The following is a 17,506-nucleotide window of genomic DNA, read 5'->3' on the forward strand; positions in this document are numbered from 1 at the left end:
CACGAAACAGCCTAACACCAATGGAATATCGGTATCAGGCTGCAGCATAAGAATTTTTATTTTTTTTACTGTCTACTTGACAGGGGTCAGTTCAGTATATACTCACAAGCCGGGCTGTTTTATATTGCAGTTAATGGTGAATGTCCATTACCAGTTGATCAGACCGATAATCAGAACGAAGAGGATTGCTATCGGAGCAACGAATTTAGCTGTCAGCAGGTAAGCTGGACCAAATGCATTGTCTTCGATGTCCCCATGATGCAGAACTTCCTTTTTCGTCCAGGTCCATCCGACAAACAGCACCATGATCAGACCACCAAGAGGCAGCAGCAAGTTGCCTGTGAATGCATCCATGAAGTCCAGGAAGGAAGCACCGAATATCGTAATTTCAACGGCCCCCTGACTTAATGAAGACGGTACCCCGAGAAGGAAAATAATCAGTCCCACAATCAGTGTCACTTTCTTACGAGACATATTCAGCTTGCGGATGAAGTAGGCAACAGCGACCTCCAGTAGTGAAATAGCAGAAGATATTGCAGCCATTGACAGTAATAGGAAGAATGCAAACCCAACGAGGGCACCCACACCACCTAAAGCTTCAAAAATATTCGGCAGGACTACGAAGACCAGTCCAGGACCTTCTGCAGGATCCAGTCCGAATGCGAATAGTGCCGGGAAAATAACTAGACCGGCTACTAGAGCAAATAAAGTATCAAGACCAATGATAATAGCTGCAGAAGAAGTCAGTCGTGCGCTAGGATCAAGGTAACTGGCATATGTCAGCATAGCACCCATTCCCAGACTTAGTGTAAAGAATGCTTGCCCCATAGCTGAAATATAGACGCTTGGATCAGTAAAGGCTTCCCAGTCAGGCTGGAACATAAAAGCAAAAGCTTCTTGAGCGCCACCTAATGTTAAACTGTAGACAGCCAGTAATACGAGTAAAATGCTTAAAATAGGCATCATCCATTTGCTGGACAACTCGATACCTTTCTGTACACCAAGGTAGACGATAGCAATTGTGATAGCCATGAACAGGAACTGCCATAATACCGGTGATACCGCAGAGCTAATGAATCCACCGAAGAATTCACTGGAATCGCCAGTTATTCCGCCAGTCACATAAGCCATTGTGTATCTGAGTGACCATCCGCCAATGACTCCATAAAATGATAAGATTAGAAATGCAGCTAATACACCCATTCCGCCAGCTACGACCCAACCAGTTTTTGGTGCAATTTTCTTGAATGCATCTACTGCATCAGTCTGGGCTCGGCGACCAATTGAAAACTCAATGAGCATGACCGGGAAACCGATGAGCAGGACACTAAGCAGATAAATAATAAGGAAAGCTGATCCTCCGCCATCTCCCATAGCGTACGAAAATCGCCAGATATTTCCTAATCCTACTGCAGACCCCATCGCAGCAAGGATGAACCCCCACCGTGACCCCCATTGCTCTCTTTTCTGTTCCATAATACTTTCTCTCCTTTTTTGAATGCTATACCCAAATTAAAATATAATGAGAATTAATTTGTTGTTTCTCATTTTATTCTACTTTCATCCTATTTACAACCCTTAATTTACTGAAATCAAAGAAATATTTATAAAAGATAAATGAATTGATCATGTCCTTATTAATGTATCAATCTGATAAAGTGGAAGATGCTTACGAAATTGGCTATACTGGAAGAGAAGCTTATAAAAAAAGAGGTGAACAACTATGCAAGTAGAATTAGTAGGCTGCATTGTCAAAAGAGGACAGGGAGATACCTGTCTGAAAATGGCAGCCAAAAAAGGAGTTAATGGTGGAACGGTCATCAGAGGTGAAGGAACAGTACAAGGCAGAGTATTGAATAAACTGGGTCTGGATAAAGTCCGAAAAGAAATAGCTGTATTTATCTCTGACGGATCGACAGCTCAGACAGCAATGATGCATATAGCAGACACTATGGGGATGACAAGAAAAAATAAAGGGATCTGCTTCAGACTCCCACTTGCAGGTGCAATGGGCCTTGTCAAACAACAGGCGGCTGATCAATCTGAACAAATCGATCCATCTGACAGTCAAGGTTTTGACCAGCAATGGAATCAGGGGAAAAATGAAGGAATAAATACGAAGGAGCAGGATAACATGTTTCAGGCGATTGTTGTAATTGTAAAAGAAGGTCAATCTGAAATTGTGATGGAGGCAGCTCAGACAGCAGGTGCCCAGGGCGGTACAGTGATTCAGGCACATGGCGCAGGAGGGTACGAGACAAAGAAAGTATTCAATATGGAAATTGAGCCTGAAAAAGATATGGTACTGATCATTTCATCCAGAGATCAGACCAAGGCTATTACTACAGAAATCAATAAGGTTCTAGGACTGGATAAACCAAACTCCGGTATTCTATTTGTAGCGGATCTAAGTGAAACGATAGGGGTTATTTAAAATATGAAGGAAAGGGGAATAATCTGACATGCCTATACTGATTGAAAAAATGCTCGAAGTGACACGTTCAGTTGCCCCTATCTTTCTCTTTGTTCTGCTGATTCATTTTTTCCTTGTGCCGTTTTCTTCAAGTCTGTTAATCGCCTTTTTTCTTGGCACTCTAGCTATCGTAATCGGCCTTAGTCTGTTTCTGGTCGGTGTTGATATTGCTATAACGCCTATTGGAGAATACATAGGAAAAGGAGTAGCGAAATCCAACCGAATCTATGTCTTGGTTACTGTGGGTTTCCTGATCGGTTTTATAATATCGGCAGCTGAACCTAGTTTGACGGTACTAGGAAATCAGATCAGTATTGTCACAAGTGGAACGATCGACAGTTTTCAGCTGATCCTGACCGTTTCGATAGGTATTGCAATTATGGTAGTCGTAGGGCTGCTGAGAATTGTTTACAGCTTATCTTTCTTTAAAATCATTGTTTCGGCATACGCCCTTGTTCTGCTCCTGTCATTTTTCACGTCAAGTGAATTTCTTTCTGTAGCTTTTGATGCTTCTGGTGCGACAACAGGTTCAATCACGGTTCCATTTCTGCTTGCACTATCTGTCGGGATTTCTTCTCTTAAAAAGAACAGCGTCCGGTCAGGAGAAGACAGTTTTGGACTAGTAGCCATTGCCTCGGTCGGAGCTATTCTGGCCGTCATGATTTCCAACCTGATCAACCCGACTGAGTCACTGACGGGAGACCTGCCAATCCAGTTCGGCTTCGATCAGTCTATGTTTTCTGCTTTCACATCAATAGGAACTGATCAGGCGGGGGACGTGCTGATATCTATCCTTCCGATCGCCATCCTGTTTTTCATTTATCAGATCACATTTCTACGGCTGCCTAAAAAAAGAGTCAACCGCATATTTATAGGAATGGTCTATGTCATCATTGGACTGATCCTGTTTCTGACAGGGGTCAATTTCGGATTCATGTCTATAGGAAGCATCATTGGATATGAACTGATCCAGTCAGAACGCTTCGTATGGTTCTTTATCCTGTCGTTTGGACTGGGCATGGTTACAATTCTAGCTGAACCCGCCGTCAGTGTTCTGACGTCGCAGATCGAACGAGTAACTGCAGGGGCTTTGAAACCGGCATTCGTCTTGTCAGCACTAGCTCTAGGCGTAGGGTCTGCGACACTAATTGCAGGTATAAGAGTAGTCAGTTACAATCTGGAATTGTGGCATATTCTTCTGCCGGGATACGCGCTGGCTATTATGTTAAGTTTCTTTGTTCCAGGTACCTTAGTGACGATGGCTTTTGACGCTGGAGGAGTAGCTTCAGGTCCCATGACGGGTACCTTTATCCTGGCTTTCATACAAGGAGCGGCTGAAGGAATGCCTAGTGCATCAGTCCTTGTCGACGGCTTTGGAATGATCGCTCTTGTTGCTCTGATGCCCATCATAACGATCCAGCTGTTCGGTCTGATTTATGCATTACAAAAAAATTAACTGAATAGTTTTGTGCATGCATATCGCATCATAAAACGGATTATATGTCGCAAATATGGCATAAATATGGCTAAAATAATGCATTGTATTGACTTAATTTAGACACAGACATTTATTCACTTCTCTTGTATAATCAGTGTATGTTAAGTCGGAAGCAGCTTAATAGCTGCCCCGCTGATTACTAGGTTCTAAACGGAGAGTTGGGATGAGATGAACCAATTGAAAAGACGCTTTATTTATGTAATAGACACGCCGACCGAATCGAAGGAACTGCTCATTAGAGAAAATGAACTGATCGAAAATGCGGACGGAGAATTGGATTGTCCGTTAGATACCATTTTGAGCAGATACCATATGGGATGGGACGACTTGTTCGAAATGAACGCAGCTAGTGTCTCACTTATGGAAGAAGACATTGCTGAACGTAAAATGATCCGTTCCATTTCATTCGAAAACTTACGTTACTATAAAAATTAAATAAAGGCCGACTAAAGCTGGGTATTTTCCTTTGTTAAGGAAGGTGGCCCAGCTTTTTTTGTATGCCTTAAAAGTGAATGCAGTCTCTTAATTTATGGTGAACGCCTCATAACTCGTGGATATGAGGCATTTGCCACTGCAGAATGGGTGCGAACCCTTCATATCTTTAGTTTATGAGATATTAAGCTTACGCTAAACCTCGTCAATACCTCATAACTCGGAAATATGAGGCATTGATTCCGTAACTTCCTCTAATTTCCGACGCCCGATAAAAAATTTCGCGCAAAAACCCCAGGAAGCCAGAAAATAGTCCTTGTATTTAGAGGTATTTCCTGGTCGAATGTACCATAAACGGATATTTGACCCATTGGAACAATAAATCAAATCGTGAATAGTCCATATCCAAATATATGACCCATTCGCCAAAAGGAATAGCTCTCGAATAGACCATAAAAGATTATATGACCCATTCACAAAGCCTATTCTGTTAATTAATCCTCGAATATCCAAATTCATAAGTCAGTTAAGCATGATTCAGACAACGAAAAACACCTCCGAGCTCCCAAAAGTATCTGGGTTCGGAGGTGTTTTCTCTTCTAGTTTAAGTGTTAAGTCTAATTATTACAGTAGGTCTAAAACAAATCAGTCTTTATTCTGTTCATTCTTGGAGCGTTCGAGGTCATCAGCCTTATCGACATCGAACGATTCAAAATCCTCTTCGGTCGTGTCCTGGGCCTTATCCGCCTCATTTTTATTATCCGGTGAATCATCTCTAGTTTCATCCGCATTGATGAATTCATTCTTGTCTTTTGGATGATCGGCAAACGGATAAGCTTTGTTCTGCTGGTTTTCGTCCATATTCGGCATAATTCCACTCCTTATGTGTTTTTATTTAATCGTTTGAATCATTCAATTGGTCCAGATCATCCAGATTGAACTTTTCGAAATCTTCCGGTCTGGTCATCTGAGCTTTTTCTTCTTCAGAGAGTTTCCGGTCGTCACTCACGGGGTCACGTTTAATAAATTCATTCCCACTTTCAGTCGCTTTAGTTTTTAAAAAATGATCAGCCTGATTCTGCTGATCCTGGTGCAAAGTCGGATCGTTTTCCAACATAACCCCTCCTTGATTTCTCACGATTTGTTATCCATAGTTTATCATAGATAAATAAATAACGCTTTCAAGATGCATTATATGATACAATATAGCTAGTATTTTTATAACGACAGCAAACAGCTGCAGGAGGAACGAATCATGGTGTGGATATTACTGGCTTTAATCATTGCACTAGTTATTTACTTATATACTCAGAACTATCTGATAGAAACAACGCAGTACTCAGTGACTGTACCTAAACTTGATGATCAGATGAAGGGGAAAAGAATCGTTCATTTGACCGATCTGCATTTGACCCCACGATCAAATAAAAGTTACATCGAAACGATCATTCAGAAAACTGAGGAAGCAGAACCGGATTTCATCGTCCTAACCGGGGACCTCGTACAGGCAGGATTGTCCAGCCTGGCTGATACTCCGCTCAGACGCTTTGTCGAATTATGTACGAACATTGCTCCTACTTATGCGGTGACTGGAAATCATGATATTGCAAGTGGGACCTTTTCCGAATTCACATCGATACTGTCTGCAGCAGACGTTCACTTACTTCTGGACGAAGCTGAGGCGGTGACTGTCGACGAGGAAGAGAAACTGGTCATCATGGGGCTTGCTGAACGTGAGGACCAGATCAATCTGCCCAAACCGATGCTTAAATCCATCGAACTGACACCAGAAATGGAGCGGCTTCCGAAAGTGCTTCTGGCACATAGACCGGAACATTTTGAGCAGTATATGTATGATCAGACAAAAGCGCCAGCCTTAGTATTGAGTGGACATACCCATTCAGGACAGGCTCGTATTCCTTACTTAGGTGGCTTCTATGCACCCGGACAGGGATTTTTCCCGAAATATGACTATGGTATCTTCAGTTCAGAAGAACATCGATCCAGACGACTGATTATTTCAAGAGGACTTGGCAACTCATCGTTTCCACTAAGAATCAACAATCGTCCGGAAATTGTTGTGATCACACTTCAATAGAAGGCATGTCCAGCACACACGTGATATACTGAAGAGGAACAGAGCACACAATCAGAAGGGGATCGATGAGACATGGATAAGTTAAGATTAGGAACGATTGGAACGAGCGGAATCACTGAGCAGTTTATTGAAGCGGCAGTAAAAAGTCAGAAGTATACGTTAGAAGCAGTTTACTCTCGTACTCAGGATAAAGCCGATGATTTCAGGAAAGTTCATGAAGGCAGGAAGGCTTACTCAGATTTCGAAGCGTTTCTCAGCGATCCTGAGATTGATGTGATTTATATTGCATCTCCAAACAGTCTGCACTTTGACCAGGCAAAAGCTGTGCTTATGCACAACAAGCATGCCATCGTTGAGAAACCAGTTGTTACGTCTGCAGAGCAGTGGGATGAACTGACAGATTTGTCCAGACAGCAGAACAAGCTGGTCGTTGAGGCAGCCAGACATATATTTGAACCGAATTTTCTTAAAGTGACAGAGCTGATTAGTAAGAAGCCTGATATATACGGGGCTTCATTGACCTACAGCAAGTATTCATCCCGATATGATCAAGTACTCAATGGCGAAGAACCGGCAATTTTTTCACCTAAGTTTGCTGGAGGAGCAGCTAATGATCTGGGAATCTATGTCATCTACGCAGCACTCAAGTGGTTCGGTCAGCCGAAATCGGTCGAAGCATTTGCCCAACCGATCAGAACAGGTGTTGATGGAAAAGGAACAGCCATTTTGAGATATGATGGATTTGATGTCACCTTGAATTATGGAAAAATCAATACGTCAATGCAGCAGTCTGAGGTATACACAGCAGATGACACGCTAGTCCTGGATGCCATTACTGGCCTGGCTTCAGCTGAAGTGGTCGATGCACGAACTAGAGAAACAAGCTCGATCAAGCTTGACGAGCCGTCTAAGAATCCTCTGATGTGGGAAGCAATGGCTTTTGCAGAAGTTATGTCCGACTATGACAGTGAAAGCAGCAGAAACCGAGTTGACGAGTGGTGGGCGCTGACCAGACAAGTGCATGCTGTTCTCGATGAGATAAGAAACTAAGAGACTCTAATCATTATAGCTAAAGCAATTCTGATATGACAGATCCGGGTCAACTGGGATCACGATTTAATTAAACAGAACAGTGATGAAGACACCTAGAGGCAGGAAAACTTGTTTCTGGGTGTCTTTTTTGACTAGACGTACTCTTATGATGTGAGTAAAGTCTAGTATGGAAAAATAATACTCGAAATAAGAAGAATGTAGTTCAACATTAAACCAGCTGGTGAACTTAACTATCCGACTATTAAAGTTAAGTTAATTAGTCAAGAAACGACATGAACTGCACTAGTAACACAGAGAGTAAAGTTCGTGGAAGTCATAAGCTTCTGAACTACATTATCAGTTGTCAATAATGCAGTTCAGAAGCGAAAGACTCAGTAAACTAATCCCCTTTCAAAAAGATATATTAGAAGTCACACTCACTCCATCAATCATCCTTTAATGAGGCAGTCAATAAAGGAATATCCCTCTTTCAAGAGGGGGAAAGTGGACAAGATTTTTTCTGAGGTGTATGATTAAAGTAAGGATTTATATATAAATAGATAAGATCCAATAAATAGGAATTATAGGAGGAAACGGAATGGCAAAAAAAGAAATTATGCTGGTATGTGCTGCTGGAATGAGCACAAGCATGCTGGTATCTAAAATGCAGAAATCCGCGGAAGACAGAGGTCTTGAAGTGGAGATCTTTGCTGTGTCTGCAAATGAAGCTGATTCCAAGATGGAAACTCAAGCTATCGACGTCATGATGCTTGGGCCTCAAGTCCGTTACATGAAAGATAAATTTGAGGAAAAGGCTAATGAACAGGGCATTGCCATAGATGTCATCAACATGCAAGATTACGGTATGATGAATGGGGAAAAAGTTCTTGACCGTGCGCTGGAACTGATGGATTAACGATCCAGAATGACCTGGGAGGGAGCAGTCATGAGTGAAGAAAACAGAGAGTTAATGGAAGTGATCATGGCACTGATCATGCACGGGGGAGATGCCAGAAGCAGCTCTATGGAAGCAATCCATGCCGCCAAGAAGAGTCAGTTTGATCTAGCACAGGAGAAACTGAAAGGAGCAGATTCATCCATTACTGAAGCCCATCAAGTTCAGACCGATCTGCTGACGCAGGAAGCAGCGGGAAATTCTGTAGAATTGAACCTGCTGATGGTACATGCACAGGATACATTAATGAATGCTATGACTTACCGAGACCTCGCTGAAGAAATGATCGACATGTACCGAAGGATTGAGAAATAAACTTGAATGACAGCACTTTTAGTGTGTCATAAGTTACTTTCATTAAATTTATATAGAAGCTGCTGCTTGAGAATAGCTGGTATAAAGCCTATTCTTAAGCAACAGCTTCTTTATTTTTATTTTTCTGCTAAAATCGTCATATTTATGTTGTAAATGGAAACGTTTCAGTGTATAGTTGAAAGCGATGAGAGAGATTTAATAAAAACAGGAGAGGAGGACGTGCAAGATGAAAACATCAGTAAACCGAAACGATAAAATAAAAACTACTTTTTGCACACAGCTGGATCCTGTGACGGGTCGGCTGACGCCTCCTTATTTCATAATAGAATGAATCCCTTGTTTTTTTTCGTGTAATCAACCAGAAAACTATTCGGACAGTCTATTCTCTTAAGGGGATGGACTGTCTATTTTTTTGGAAAGAAAGGAAAGATAAGATGTTTGACGTACTGGTAAAACTGAAATTTTATTTTAAAGAAAACAAATGGCAATACCTCGGCTCCTTTATCGCTCTGGCCGTCTCCAATATATTTGCTGTCATTATTCCATTTATCATCGGACGATTTATTGATGCAATCGTCACGGGCGAGATGAATGCCGCTGTGCTCAGAACGTATAGCCTTCAGTTCGCAGGCCTGGTCATAATCACCTATGGTCTTGATTTTCTATGGGGCTATGGGTTGTTCGCCGGTGCTTATAAGCTTCAGAAGGAGATGCGCAGTAAACTGATGCGCCATTTCTTAAGAATGCGAGCACCGTATTTTGAAAAATTCCGTACAGGAGACCTGATGGCTCGTGGGACTCAGGATATACGTGCTCTGGCAGATACGGCTGGTTACGGGATGCTTGTCCTGATGAGTGCCACAGGATTTACAGCCACTTTGGTAATCATGATGGGACTGACCGTCCACTGGGGGCTGACTTTTGCAGCAGTTATTCCTATGCTGCCAATGGCTTATGTCATAAAAGTCAAAGGAGCTCAAGTTGATGAAGCCTATGAAATTGCGCAGAAATCATTCTCTTCTGTCAATGACGATGTGCTTGAGATGATCGACGGCATGCGCGTGATTCGTGCTTATGTCAAAGAAGCCGATTTTATCGATAAATTCAAGGATCAGACGAGCGGGCTGCTCAAGAAGAATAATAAAGTATCTGAAATTGCAGCGATTTTTGCACCAACGGTCAAGGCATTTGAAGGGCTCAGCATCATGATTGCGTTGAGTTATGGAGCAATTCTCGTAGCTCAAGGCACCTTGAGTGTAGGAGATATCGTCGCATTCCAGATGTATCTGGGCATGATGATCTGGCCGATTATATCGGTATCTGAACTGGTGCTCATCCTGCGTCAGGGCAGTGCGTCCATGAGACGTGTCGATGAAATCAGATACGCAACAGATGAACTGAATTTCAAAGGAACGATCGAAGCAGAACAAGTGGATGACTTTGAATTTGACGAGTTCACCTTCAGATACAGTTCAAGCGAAACAATTAATCTGGATAAAATCAGACTGGACTTAAAGAAAGGCAAGACGCTCGGAATCGTCGGAAAGACTGGATCAGGAAAAACGACTCTCATCAGACAGCTGCTCAATCAGTTCCCGCTTGGTTCGGGAACGTTTAACATGGGCAGTTCGGCTTACTCAGAATATAACGATCCATCTCTCAGACGACTAATCGGATATGTGCCACAGGATCATGTCCTGTTCAGCCGCTCCGTAAGGGACAACATTGCCTTCGGTAAAAAAGATGCAACAGATGAGGATATCTTAGAAAGTATCCGCATGGCTTCCTTTGAAGAAGACCTGAAAAATATGAATAGAGGACTGGACACCATGATCGGTGAGAAAGGCGTCTCGATCTCCGGAGGTCAGAAACAGAGAATCTCCATTGCACGAGCACTGATCAAGGATCCGGATATACTGATTCTGGACGACTCCTTATCTGCTGTGGATGCCAAGACAGAACAGACCATCATTCACAATATTCAACAGGTCAGAGCAGGGAAGACGACAATCATTTCTACTCACCGCTTGTCCGCAGTTAAAGAGGCTGACGAAATCATCGTTCTGGACAACGGAACGATTGTGGAGCGCGGAACTCATGATGAGCTGATCGACAGACGAGGCTGGTACTATGATCAATTTACAAAACAGGAAATCAAAGAAATCACAGAAAATGAACCTCTGTCATCACCAGATCCATATAAGAGGAGGGATGACTAATGAAGACAGTTAAACGGTTAGTTTCTTATATGAAATACTACAAGCTTTACTTCACGATCGGGATTGGACTAGTCATGCTTTCGATGGTTACTGACCTCGGAGCACCGATCATTGCACAACGTATCATCGACCAGGTTATCATACCTGCTGCTGCTGGAAATGAGGAATTTACAGATGTGCTGATCCGACTGATCGTGATCTATTTCGGATTGATGGTTTCAACGGTCATCACCCGATACATTTCAGCGATCTACCGTATGCGCGCAGCAAATGGGATCATTAAGATCCTGAGAGACCAGCTGTACACGTGTGTGCAGGAGCTGCCGATCAATTATTTTGACAATCAGCCAGCCGGTAAGATCGTTGCCCGTATCACTAACGATACCGAAAGTCTACGCCAGCAGTTTTATGTTGCAACAGTCGGGCAGATCCTGATCAATGTGTTTTACGTTGTCGGGGCATTCGTAGCGATCGCCTTTTTCCATCAGGGACTGGCTCTGACGCTATTAGTCCTCATTCCTATCATGTTTTTATGGAATAAGTACTACACGAAATACGCCAGAGTCTTTCACCGTAAAGAACGGGATCTGAATTCGGACATCAACGGGAAACTGAATGAATCGATTCAGGGCATGCAGATCATCCAGGCTTTCGAGCAGGAAGAACGCATCCAGGAAGAATTCGAAGACATCAATGGCAAGTGGTACGAAGTCATGCGGAAATACGTCATTCTCGACTCAGCCTTCCAGTGGACATTTGCCGACTTCCTTCGCCGACTGTCACTATTGCTGCTGATGGTCTACTTCAGTACCCAATACATTAATGGTGTGCTGGGAGTTTCAGTCGGTATGCTGTATCTGTTCGGAGATTATGTCAGCCGTCTGTATGAACCGATCAAAGGAATCATCCAGCAGATGGCCTTCGTTCAGCAGGCAATTGCAGCGGGAGACCGGGTATTTGAAATGATGGACATGAAACCAGAAGACAACCCGGAAGCAGCGATGGAAGTGACAGAAGGACGCGTGGCGTTCAACCATGTGACATTCGGCTATACGGAAGAAAAAGACGTTCTGAAAGACATTCACTTTACAGCTGAACCGGGTCAGACAGTCGCACTTGTCGGACATACTGGATCAGGTAAAAGTTCGATCATGAACCTGCTCTTTAGATTCTATGATCCGCAGACCGGGGAAATCACGGTCGACGGTCAGAACACAAAAGAGTTTTCCAGACAGTCTGTCCGGGAAGATATGGGAATCGTCCTGCAGGATCCGTTCCTTTTTACTGGGACGATCTACTCAAACATCACGATGGACAATCCTAGTATCTCAAAAGAAACCGCGATAAAGGCTCTCCTGGATGTCGGCGGACAGGATCTGCTGGACAAATTCGAAAAAGGGATCGACGAACCGGTTGTGGAAAAGGGAAGCACCTTAAGCTCAGGTCAGCGTCAGCTGATTTCATTTGCCCGCGCACTGGCTTTCGACCCTAAAATTCTGATTCTAGATGAAGCAACGTCTTCAATCGATACTGAAACAGAAGAAATTATTCAGCATGCGATGAACGTTCTGAAAAAAGGACGGACGACCTTTATCATTGCCCACCGTCTGTCAACGATTCAGCATGCAGACCAGATCCTGGTGCTCGATCAGGGAGTCATTAAAGAACGCGGCACGCACGACAGCCTTCTGAGCTTGAACGGTGCCTATGCAGAAATGTACGAAATGCAGAAAAAAGGTCAGGCCCTTGCGTCGTAAGAATAAGAAGATAAAAAGGGAATGCAAGTCCTTAAGTTGACAAAGTAAATGACCTGTATACAAAAAGAAGTCATCATCTCGAATAACTCGGGACGATGACTTCTTTTCGTATAGTCAACTTTAAAAATTAGTATGGTGAACGCGAACTTCCGGACTGGTCCTTGAGCAGCCAATTGTGGAAAAAGGTTTCAAATAGAGCAACTCCCAAGGCAAAGACAAAACTCGCAACAATAGCTTCTCCATCAGTCATGGCAGTCAGGTAGGCCACAGAAATAACAAAAGCAGCCCCCGCATCGACAAATGTCGCCACCATGTTTCCGCTGTTTTTCAAAATGACCAGATCGCCTAAAATGTATATAAGTATAGCAGTGATAAGAGCAATGGCAAAGACACTGTCACCGGGCATTTCGAAAATAATATTTAAAATGATAAAACTGAGTACAAGCAGTGCAACCAGCTTTAAGCTGAACGCTTTAATATGTTTCAATTCTTTTCCTCCTTTTTATAAATTTCATGCATGAAGTGTACAGAAATAAGTATACCATAGTTTAGGTCCCTGGAAAAAAGAGAGCTTAAAAATGAACATAGAAAACCTTTTTTGATGAATGGGGAATTGATAAGAGAGCTTAAAACAGATGCAGGATAGTTAGTATGCTTAATATAATTTAGATACAATCTGCCTGTTTAGAGGATGCGTATCCCGAATATGGCAGGTTGTTTTTTTGTGCAGGAAAGAGAGGTCTAGCTGTAGTTTATCTGAAGAATTAGGGATGGAACTATAACTAAAAGAGATCTAGTTATAGATCAGCTCAATTAAATAGATACAAACTGCTGTTAGAAGGCTTCTAGTTATAGTTCATCGGATAAAACATGAATAAGCTACCGCTAAGGGACTTCTAGCTGTAGTTCATCAAGATAAAAAGTAAAATGCTTCCGTTAAAAGGCTTATAGTTACAGTTCATCATAACAACTAACGTCAAGATTAAGCTAGAATACCGTTAACTACAGTTCAAGAGAAAAATCCATAATAATGTACAGCTAGAAATACTCCTAGCTGTACATTAGAACAATAAAGACCAAATAAAGTAGAACGAGAGAGGCATTGTACATAAGCCCATAAGAAGTAATATAGAAACAGAATCTTTTTAAGAAAAAGAAAACCAAGAAATAAAAAGGCAGAACTGCGTACGCAGTTCCACAGCTTATAACGATCATATAGAGAAAGACAGACTTGTCTTTCCTTCATTATTCAGGGAGTTTGTCTTCCAGTTCAGAGACTTTGTTGATCAGCTGATCGATTTTGTTTTCCAGTGAACTGATTTTTTCGGCTTCTTTTGACTTGGACCGGTTAAAATAAGTCGTCAGGGAACTGGTCAGCACGCCAATCATGGCCAGTCCGAGAAACATTAGAATGGTAGCAGCGATACGACCAGTCAGAGTAACCGGATAGATCTCTCCGTGTCCCACAGTAGAAGCCGTGACAAGGGCCCACCACACTGATTCCGAAAAGGCGACATTCTCAGATACAGAAAAAACGACCGCTCCAAAAAGAATAAGCAGGACGCTTGTATACAACGCATAGATAAGGCCATTTGTATGCAGGATCGATTTGATCTCCCGCTGGGACCGGACTTTCAGACTGAACAGGCGAGTGAAGCGGGACAGCCGAATGAGATGAGTGAAACGCAGGATCCTGAAGATTCTGGAAAGACGGAACAGTCTGAAGATTGAGACAAACGGAATGATCGACAGCAGATCAAAGACATGATGCACCGCAAACTCCTTCTTATCTTGAGATAGAATCAGCCGATAGATATAATCAATCGCAAAAATAAAAACGAAACTCAAATCAATTGAAAAGTATGGCTGGTCAGCAATTGAAATGACAGAAAGCAGATCGAGGATGATCAGAAAGATGGACGCAATAGATAGAGCCATCATAGTCAGATTGTACAAACGAAACGAGCGCATAGTAACCTCCTGTAAACTGCCTGACTTAAGGCAAGTAGTTAACCTAATAGTAGGGTGTTTTCTGGTGGATGTAAAGCCTCTGACTTATTAATCGACTTGAGGGTACAAAAAAGCACCGAACCCTGAAGTTCAGTGCAGCATGCTGAGTTATTTTTCTGAAGTATAACGGAGTGCTCGAGTCTGCAGATCTTTTTCAAAAATCTTACGGAAGAACTGGATGAACGGTCCGATAAAGAATGCAGTTATAATTGTATTGAATCCAAGTGTAGCACCTAGAAGATAGCCAATAATCGAGAAGGAAACATCTATGATGACACGTGATGTCCGGTAAGTCCATCTGCCATTTGCCTTTTCTGTCAGAATGATCGGGAATGCATCATAGGGAGCCACACCTTCTTTTGCCTCAGTATATAAGGCTACACCGCTTGAAATGAAGAACAGGCCAAGTAATGAGAAAATGATGCGAATAAGCAGACCTTCAGGCTCTGAGAAGTAAGAATTATAGAGCGAAAGCGTCAGGTCTGAAAAGTTTCCGACAATAAAGATGTTAAGAAGTGTCCCAATACCGATGAGTGCACGGTTATCAAAGAAAATCAGAATGAGTGCGATCAGACTGGAGATCATGATGAATAAGCCGAAGCCCATATCAAGAAAGCCGCTCGCTCCTAAGTTGAATGTTGTATATGGGTCAGTACCCAGATCAGCCAGACGGAAAAACGATACCGCGAAACTGATGAAAAACGTGCCGATAAGTGAATAAGTCAATTTGATTTTTTTCATATAAACCCTCTTTTTCCTAAATAATGTCCATTTTTCATCATACGACCTGAATGGATGAAAGTCAATTCTGTAAAGTAAACTCTCATTGAGTTAGTTCCGATTTATGACTGATTTCTCATCTGAGGGAGTAGGTGAATCATAAAAATGTCGGGTATTATATATAGAAGAAAATAGGGTTTCTAGAATAGAGTGTACTTCGGGGATGAAAAAACTATTTGATCAAGTGCACAATAATAGACGGCCGTAGAGAAGCTGAGATGTTATTTGAACAAGTATTTAGATTCTATAAAAATATAATCGCTTTATGATGTAAATAATTTCTTCATCTCACGTAATGGATACGATTGTAACGACACTAATATAGTAAAATAGCCTTGTCACGAATTTGTTCCCCCTCTGTCAATCAGCTGAGTGTCTAAAATTGTTCAAAACTAGTTAGGTAAGATTGTTTGTATACTTTACAATTTGTTTTTTAAATAGAATAGGATCATTACTATGATAAACCAAAGATTATCTGGTTTAATTAATTCATACGATACTCCATCAAATTATTTAGATTAGTTAATCTAGGGTTTAAATACCACAGCATATTATAAAATAAATAAAATTCATTAATAACATTACTTTTGTCTTATCTGTACTATATAATAAATATAATATTATGAATACATAGGAGAATTATTTGTGAGATTGAAATATTTAGACGTATTAAAAACTATCGGCATCATAGGAGTTGTGGTGATTCATTCCTCAGCACCTTTAATTGATAAGTCGATAGTTGGGTCCCATATCTGGTGGGTTGGTAATGTATTTGATTCTCTTTTCAGAATAAGCGTACCTCTGCTATTTATGGTTAGTGGAGCATTGCTACTTGAGAAGAAAGATGTTGGATTAAAAAACTTTTACATGAAAAGACTGAGTCCTTTGATGTTTGCGTTTGTCGTTTGGAGTGTAATATACTTTGTTCATAGAAATATTGATTACCCTCAATCGTTTACGCTTAACATTTTGGTGAGATCGATTATCTCTGGTGACATTTACGGAAGACTTTGGTTTTTCTATACTATAATTGGGTTATACCTAGTAACCCCTTTTTTAAGGGTATTTGTTAAGAATGCAAAATATGAAGAGTTAAATCTTTATTTAATACTATGGTTTGCTACCACTGTAGGAAGCGGTTTTTTTAATCACTTTTATAATTTAAACATTGCATTTAATCTTACTTTTGTAAATGGATACATTGGATATTTCATTTTGGGATATTATCTTAGAATCTCAGAATATCAAATTAAAAATACAAAACTAGGACCGCTTTTGCTTTTATTAAATACTATTACTGTAGTAGGAACATTTTTTCTATCTAATTCCGGTGGTGAAAATAATCTTTACTTTTACAACAATCTTTCACCTAACGTAATATTGACTTCGGTTTTAGTTTTCATTTTCATAAAAAGCAACGTTAAGGGAACATCTGGTGTTTTTGAAAAAGAGATTGGTAATAATAGTTTAGGAATATATGTTATTCATAGTCTAGTAATGATCTGGTTAAGCAGAAGGGGCATTGACTCGTTTATATTATCACCTTCAATATCTGTGATACTTTTAACAATCTTGACCTTTACCATTAGTTTTTTATTGTCGAAGCTCATAAAATCTATACCAATCGTTAAATTTATTCTTCCGTAATTTTAATTAGCAAGGGAGTTTATTCGTCGCAGGCTTTTTTAGGTTCTAAGTCAAATAACGTTGGTAAAGAATAATAAGTAAATGTCAGAGAGTTTATATAAGGTGTATAGCATGGTGGCTTAGGCCACCATGCTATACACTTGTTTTTGTGCATGTTTACGTTGAGATGCTTCTGATTTTAAAGAAAAGTGAATGATAATTCTATTCTTGTAGTTGGCAAAGTTCCTGTAGCCGTAGGCCACACGATTAAGAACCTTGATCTTATTATTGATTCCTTCTATTTTTCCATT

17 protein-coding genes are annotated in these 17,506 nt (G+C 41.2%); 10 read left to right on the forward strand and 7 right to left on the reverse strand.

Annotated elements, in window-relative coordinates; all coding sequences use genetic code 11:
- Positions 1 to 147: 147 nt before the first annotated feature.
- A complete protein-coding gene (locus tag BMX79_RS11990) occupies positions 148 to 1,476 on the reverse strand; it encodes a sodium-dependent transporter (RefSeq protein ID WP_091483012.1) in 1,329 nt (442 codons plus the stop codon).
- A gap of 247 nt (positions 1,477 to 1,723) precedes the next feature.
- Here BMX79_RS11990 and BMX79_RS11995 point away from each other — a divergent pair, with 247 nt between their 5' ends.
- From BMX79_RS11995 to BMX79_RS12005, 3 genes are all read left to right on the forward strand, one after another.
- The gene (locus tag BMX79_RS11995) at positions 1,724 to 2,434 is read left to right on the forward strand and encodes a P-II family nitrogen regulator (RefSeq protein ID WP_091483014.1); all 711 of its coding nucleotides are present in this window, start codon (positions 1,724 to 1,726) and stop codon (positions 2,432 to 2,434) included.
- A 28-nt stretch (positions 2,435 to 2,462) separates the two neighbouring features.
- Positions 2,463 to 3,929 (forward strand): DUF1538 domain-containing protein, encoded by a 1,467-nt coding sequence (locus tag BMX79_RS12000; protein WP_091483016.1) that lies wholly within the window; start codon positions 2,463 to 2,465, stop codon positions 3,927 to 3,929.
- 210 nt (positions 3,930 to 4,139) lie between these two features.
- Complete coding sequence (locus BMX79_RS12005) at positions 4,140 to 4,406, forward strand: hypothetical protein (protein WP_091483018.1); 267 nt, start codon at positions 4,140 to 4,142, stop codon at positions 4,404 to 4,406.
- A gap of 642 nt (positions 4,407 to 5,048) precedes the next feature.
- On the opposite strand, the gene BMX79_RS12010 is transcribed toward BMX79_RS12005, so the two are convergent.
- Together BMX79_RS12010 and BMX79_RS12015 are read right to left on the reverse strand one after the other, a co-directional pair.
- The gene (locus tag BMX79_RS12010) at positions 5,049 to 5,273 is read right to left on the reverse strand and encodes a hypothetical protein (RefSeq protein ID WP_091483020.1); all 225 of its coding nucleotides are present in this window, start codon (positions 5,271 to 5,273) and stop codon (positions 5,049 to 5,051) included.
- A gap of 25 nt (positions 5,274 to 5,298) precedes the next feature.
- Positions 5,299 to 5,520, reverse strand: coding sequence for a hypothetical protein (locus BMX79_RS12015; protein ID WP_091483022.1), 222 nt, complete (start codon positions 5,518 to 5,520; stop codon positions 5,299 to 5,301).
- 138 nt (positions 5,521 to 5,658) lie between these two features.
- On the opposite strand from BMX79_RS12015, the gene BMX79_RS12020 reads away from it, so the two are divergent.
- The 6 genes from BMX79_RS12020 to BMX79_RS12045 all read left to right on the forward strand — a co-directional run bounded on the left by BMX79_RS12020 (position 5,659) and on the right by BMX79_RS12045 (position 12,779).
- Positions 5,659 to 6,501 (forward strand): metallophosphoesterase, encoded by an 843-nt coding sequence (locus BMX79_RS12020; RefSeq protein ID WP_091483024.1) that lies wholly within the window; start codon positions 5,659 to 5,661, stop codon positions 6,499 to 6,501.
- A gap of 72 nt (positions 6,502 to 6,573) precedes the next feature.
- The gene (locus tag BMX79_RS12025; protein WP_091483026.1) at positions 6,574 to 7,551 is read left to right on the forward strand and encodes a Gfo/Idh/MocA family protein; all 978 of its coding nucleotides are present in this window, start codon (positions 6,574 to 6,576) and stop codon (positions 7,549 to 7,551) included.
- Between the two features lie 580 nt (positions 7,552 to 8,131).
- Positions 8,132 to 8,449, forward strand: coding sequence for a PTS sugar transporter subunit IIB (locus BMX79_RS12030; RefSeq protein ID WP_091483028.1), 318 nt, complete (start codon positions 8,132 to 8,134; stop codon positions 8,447 to 8,449).
- Positions 8,450 to 8,479: 30 nt separating this feature from the next.
- On the forward strand, positions 8,480 to 8,803 hold the full coding sequence (locus tag BMX79_RS12035; RefSeq protein WP_091483030.1) for a PTS lactose/cellobiose transporter subunit IIA: 324 nt from the start codon (positions 8,480 to 8,482) through the stop codon (positions 8,801 to 8,803).
- 434 nt (positions 8,804 to 9,237) lie between these two features.
- Entirely contained in the window at positions 9,238 to 11,022 is a 1,785-nt protein-coding gene (locus BMX79_RS12040) for an ABC transporter ATP-binding protein (RefSeq protein WP_170231056.1), read from the forward strand.
- Positions 11,022 to 12,779, forward strand: coding sequence for an ABC transporter ATP-binding protein (locus BMX79_RS12045; protein ID WP_091483035.1), 1,758 nt, complete (start codon positions 11,022 to 11,024; stop codon positions 12,777 to 12,779). The genes BMX79_RS12040 and BMX79_RS12045 overlap by 1 nt, the downstream gene beginning before the upstream one ends.
- A 127-nt stretch (positions 12,780 to 12,906) precedes the next feature.
- Here the strand turns inward: BMX79_RS12045 and BMX79_RS12050 are convergent, their stop codons facing one another.
- From BMX79_RS12050 to BMX79_RS12060, 3 genes are all read right to left on the reverse strand, one after another.
- On the reverse strand, positions 12,907 to 13,266 hold the full coding sequence (locus BMX79_RS12050; RefSeq protein WP_091483037.1) for a DUF2512 family protein: 360 nt from the start codon (positions 13,264 to 13,266) through the stop codon (positions 12,907 to 12,909).
- Positions 13,267 to 14,024: 758 nt separating this feature from the next.
- On the reverse strand, positions 14,025 to 14,750 hold the full coding sequence (locus BMX79_RS12055; protein ID WP_091483039.1) for a potassium channel family protein: 726 nt from the start codon (positions 14,748 to 14,750) through the stop codon (positions 14,025 to 14,027).
- A 147-nt stretch (positions 14,751 to 14,897) separates the two neighbouring features.
- Positions 14,898 to 15,530, reverse strand: coding sequence for a YczE/YyaS/YitT family protein (locus BMX79_RS12060; RefSeq protein ID WP_091483041.1), 633 nt, complete (start codon positions 15,528 to 15,530; stop codon positions 14,898 to 14,900).
- 684 nt (positions 15,531 to 16,214) lie between these two features.
- Here BMX79_RS12060 and BMX79_RS12065 point away from each other — a divergent pair.
- Positions 16,215 to 17,216: an acyltransferase gene (locus BMX79_RS12065; RefSeq protein ID WP_170231055.1), complete on the forward strand. Its 1,002-nt coding sequence runs from the start codon at positions 16,215 to 16,217 to the stop codon at positions 17,214 to 17,216.
- Between the two features lie 119 nt (positions 17,217 to 17,335).
- On the opposite strand, the gene BMX79_RS12070 is transcribed toward BMX79_RS12065, so the two are convergent.
- Positions 17,336 to 17,506, reverse strand: a 171-nt coding sequence (locus BMX79_RS12070; protein WP_143059455.1) for a transposase, incomplete at its 5' end; no start/stop codon positions are given.

Origin of the sequence: Alkalibacterium pelagium (genome assembly GCF_900109325.1) — a bacterium.
GTDB classification, from domain to species: Bacteria; Bacillota; Bacilli; order Lactobacillales; family Carnobacteriaceae_A; genus Alkalibacterium; species Alkalibacterium pelagium.